5 protein-coding genes are annotated in these 3,813 nt (G+C 47.0%); 4 read left to right on the forward strand and 1 reads right to left on the reverse strand.

What is annotated here, in order from left to right; all coding sequences use genetic code 11:
- The coding region (locus HRU21_11910) for a ketol-acid reductoisomerase (protein NRA42994.1) at positions 1-603 on the reverse strand (603 nt) is incomplete at its 3' end.
- A 121-nt stretch (positions 604-724) separates the two neighbouring features.
- On the opposite strand from HRU21_11910, the gene ilvY reads away from it, so the two are divergent.
- The 4 genes from ilvY to HRU21_11930 all read left to right on the forward strand — a co-directional run.
- Entirely contained in the window at positions 725-1,630 is a 906-nt protein-coding gene (gene ilvY / locus HRU21_11915) for an HTH-type transcriptional activator IlvY (protein ID NRA42995.1), read from the forward strand.
- Positions 1,631-1,651: 21 nt separating this feature from the next.
- Positions 1,652-2,521, forward strand: a complete 870-nt coding sequence (pssA, locus tag HRU21_11920; protein NRA42996.1) for a CDP-diacylglycerol--serine O-phosphatidyltransferase — start codon at positions 1,652-1,654, stop codon at positions 2,519-2,521.
- Positions 2,522-2,670: 149 nt separating this feature from the next.
- The gene (msrP, locus tag HRU21_11925; protein NRA42997.1) at positions 2,671-3,657 is read left to right on the forward strand and encodes a protein-methionine-sulfoxide reductase catalytic subunit MsrP; all 987 of its coding nucleotides are present in this window, start codon (positions 2,671-2,673) and stop codon (positions 3,655-3,657) included.
- Positions 3,657-3,813: hypothetical protein (locus tag HRU21_11930; GenBank protein NRA42998.1), on the forward strand; the 157-nt coding region annotated here is incomplete at its 3' end. The genes msrP and HRU21_11930, both read left to right, overlap by 1 nt.

Here is a 3,813-nt window from a genome sequence, read left to right on the forward strand (position 1 = left end):
GTGACCGCCGGTACCTGCGGCTAATGCTTTAGCGATTTTCATGCCGTCGCCATTAGGATCGTTTTCACGGTGAACCGCGATAAGCGTTGGTACACCGAAACCGCGAACATATTCAGCACGTACTTCTGAGCCTGGGCACTTAGGGCACATTAAGGTTACGGTTAAGTCCTTACGAATTTGCATGCCTTCTTCAACCAGGTTGAAGCCGTGCGCATAGTCTAGGCAAGCACCTTCTTTCATTAATGGCATCACAGCCGTCACAACCGACGTATGCTGCTTGTCTGGCGTAAGGTTCATGACGATATCAGCTGTTGGAATCAGTTCTTCGTAAGTGCCGACAGTGAAACCATTTTCAGAAGCATTTAAGAAAGACTGACGCTTCTCATCAATCGCGGCTTGGCGAAGTGCGTAAGATACGTCTAAGCCAGAGTCACGAAGGTTTAAACCTTGGTTAAGGCCTTGAGCGCCGCAACCAACAATCACGATTTTTTTGCCTTTGATGTAATCAACGCCATTAGCAAATTCTGATTTATCCATGAAGCGGCATTTGCCAAGCTCTTCGAGCTGAATGCGAAGTGGCAGTGAGTTAAAATAATTGGCCATAAAGTACTCCAAAACGTTTTATCGTCTAAAAATTTGCGGCAAGTGTAGTGCAAGATTTACATTGCGTAAATTGATATATTTTTAATAGAATATTGCACTTTAGTTAATACTGGGTGTGCGCATGGACATCAAGCAGTTAGATTTATTTTTAACAATGGCAAAGCAGCTTAGCTTCGCTAAGACCGCAAAAGCGTGTTTTATCACCACGGCGGCGGTAACGCGTTCGATTCAGCGCTTAGAGAAAGAAATGGGCGTGCAGCTGCTGGTGCGAGATAATCGCAATGTGCAGCTTACTGATGCAGGTCGACGTTTTCAGCGTTTCGCGGAACAAACCCTAATGCAATATCGCCAGTTGCAATATGACTTAGATGCACAATCCAAGGCTATCGGCGGCGAGCTAAGTGTTTTTAGCTCAGTCACGGCAAGTTACAGTGTAATGTCATTTTTGCTGCCAGAATTTAGGGCCAAGTACCCGGCCGTAGAGTTGAGCTTATTAACTGGTGATCAGGCGCAGGCTTTGGATTTAGTATTGCAGGGCGAGGTCAATATTGCGATTGCGGCAAAGCCTGAGCGATTGCCAAAAGGTATTGCGTTTAAAACCCTTAGCTTCAGTCCGCTGCATTTTATCATGCCAACGCAGGCTGGTCTTATTACTGAGCAGGTGGCAGCAATGCAGAACGATATGCCTGAAATTAACCCTGCGAAACTGCCGATGATTTTTCCCGATAGTGGCCTGACGCGGTCGCGATTAAACCGCTGGTTAGCGGCAAGCAAGCAGCAAGCTAATATTTATGCTACGGTATCCGGTCATGAGGCGATTGTTTCAATGGTGGCTTTAGGTTTGGGGGTAGGCTTAGTGCCAGAATTGGTCATACAGCACAGTCCGATGCGCGATCAAATTCAAATCATTGAGTCAGCGCCCACGCTGGAGCCGTTCCAGATAGGTATTTGTGCACTGGAGCAGCAACTTAAGCTACCGACATTGCAAGCATTCTGGGATAATGCGCAGCCTCAGTTACTGCAATAATCCATTCGCCTAAGGGTATTTATGAGTCAGTCTAGTGAAGAGTCGAAGTCGCAAGCGCAGCAAGCTTCAGAGCATAGCGCTTCTGAAGAACAGCTTGAGGCGTCAATTATTAATCAGCTTGATGATATTTTGCCAGTCGGTGATGTCGATGAAGAGGTGAGCGAGGATGGCAAAGTCGTGCGTAAGCGAGGGGTATATATTTTACCGAATCTATTTACCACGGCTGCGCTGTTTTCTGGCTTCTATTCTATTTTAAGTTCGGTGCAAGGTAAGTTTGAAGCGGCTGCGATAGCCATTTTTATGGCGATGATTTTTGATATTGCTGACGGTCGAGTAGCGCGCATGATGAATGCGCAGACTAAGTTTGGCGCGGAATACGATAGTCTGTCTGATATGATCTCATTTGGCATGGCGCCAGCGATTGCGATGTTTACCTGGGCATTGGGAGACTTGGGCAAAGTTGGCTTTATGGCAGCATTTGTTTATGTGGCCGGCGCTGCACTGCGTTTGGCGCGCTTTAATACGATGCCGCCGGCAACCGATAAGCGTTTTTTTATTGGTTTGGCGAGTCCCGCCTCAGCGGCGTTTTTGGCTGCATTATTGTGGACGGCAACCGACTTGGGTTATGTCGGTGACGCGCTGCCCGTGGCAGCCTCTATTGCTGTGGCGGTGGCTACGTTATGCTGCGGACTGTTGATGGTTTCAAATTTAAAATACACCAGTTTTAAAGGTATCAACTTAACCGGGCGGGTGCCGTTTACCGTTATACTAATTATTATCATGGCTTTTGCATTAATCGGAATAGACCCTCCTAAAGCGCTATTAATATTAATTACCTTATATAATTTGTCGTTCATTGTCTTACTGGGTAAGCCGAAGCCTGTTGCATAGTCTCGTTTTGATAGTCTTGTTTTAATAGGCTTCTCGGCTTTATTCATTAAGGCGTTAACAGTGTGATTGGCCTAGCGCTGTTGGGTCTCTGTTGGATCGCTGTTCGATTGTCGTCGATCTTGCGTATAGTTTAAAAACAAGGATTAGATATGCTTATTCGAACGCCCAGCGATATTCCCTCATCTGAGATCACTTCAGAAACCAGCTATATGAATCGGCGCCAACTACTGCAGTCGACAGGGCTGGGCGCGGCTGGCCTATTGCTTGGCAATCAGGCCTTAGCCAACAAACATAGTCAATTACGTACTTTAAAGTATCAGGCGGCTGGTTTGTCGATGCAGCAACAAGGCTATTTTACAGCCGAGTCACTCACCCCATTCAAGGATGTAACCAGCTATAATAATTTTTATGAGTTTGGCACCAGTAAGTCAGACCCTGCCAGATTAGCGCCGCAGCTGCTGCAAACCGAGCCTTGGTCGATACAGGTGTCGGGCCTGGTGAAAAAAACGGGTAAGCTTAATTTAGAAGACATTCTGCAGCGTTTCCCGCTGCAAGAGCGTGTTTATCGATTGCGTTGTGTTGAGGCCTGGTCAATGGTGATCCCTTGGGTGGGTTTTCCGCTTGCTGATCTGATTCGGTATCTTGAGCCCAGTGCTTCGGCAAAGTTTATTGCTTTCGAAACACTGGCCGACCCAAAACAAATGCCGGGCATTCGTTCGGTTTCGGGTTTAATTGATTGGCCCTATCAAGAAGGTTTACGCCTTGATGAAGCCATGCATGATTTAACGCTTCTAGCCGTTGGCGTGTATGGCAAAGAAATTCTGCCACAAAACGGCGCGCCGATTCGTTTAGTCGTGCCGTGGAAGTATGGTTTTAAAAGCATTAAATCCATTGTTGGGATTCGCTTTACTGACACACAACCGGCTACCTCCTGGCAGCAAACGGCACCTAATGAGTATGGCTTTTATGCCAATGTTAACCCTGCGGTAGATCATCCGCGCTGGTCGCAAGCTACAGAGCGGCGCTTGCCTGCGGGTATTTTTGATTTTACCCGACAAAAAACACAGCTGTTTAATGGCTATGCCGAGCAAGTTGCAGGGCTCTATAAAGGTATGAACTTACAGCGATATTTCTAATGCTTAAGTTTATGCAGGCACTGTCGATCTTTGTCGTCTTAGCATTGCCGCTCAGTGTTTTCATACTGCAGGCGGTGATGGGTCAGCTGGGCCCTGACCCTGCTAAGGTAACTATGCTTAATCTTGGCCATGCTGCCATGAGCATACTGCTATTGG

It is taken from the genome of Pseudomonadales bacterium (genome assembly GCA_013215025.1).
Taxonomy (GTDB): Bacteria; Pseudomonadota; Gammaproteobacteria; order Pseudomonadales; family DT-91; genus DT-91.

What these genes read in the sequence shown, in the direction of transcription:
- ilvY (NRA42995.1), top strand. Translation starts at nt 725, where the DNA reads ATGGACATCAAGCAGTTAGATTTATTTTTAACAATGGCAAAGCAGCTT.
- msrP (NRA42997.1), top strand. Translation starts at nt 2,671, where the DNA reads ATGCTTATTCGAACGCCCAGCGATATTCCCTCATCTGAGATCACTTCA.
- pssA (NRA42996.1), top strand. Translation starts at nt 1,652, where the DNA reads ATGAGTCAGTCTAGTGAAGAGTCGAAGTCGCAAGCGCAGCAAGCTTCA.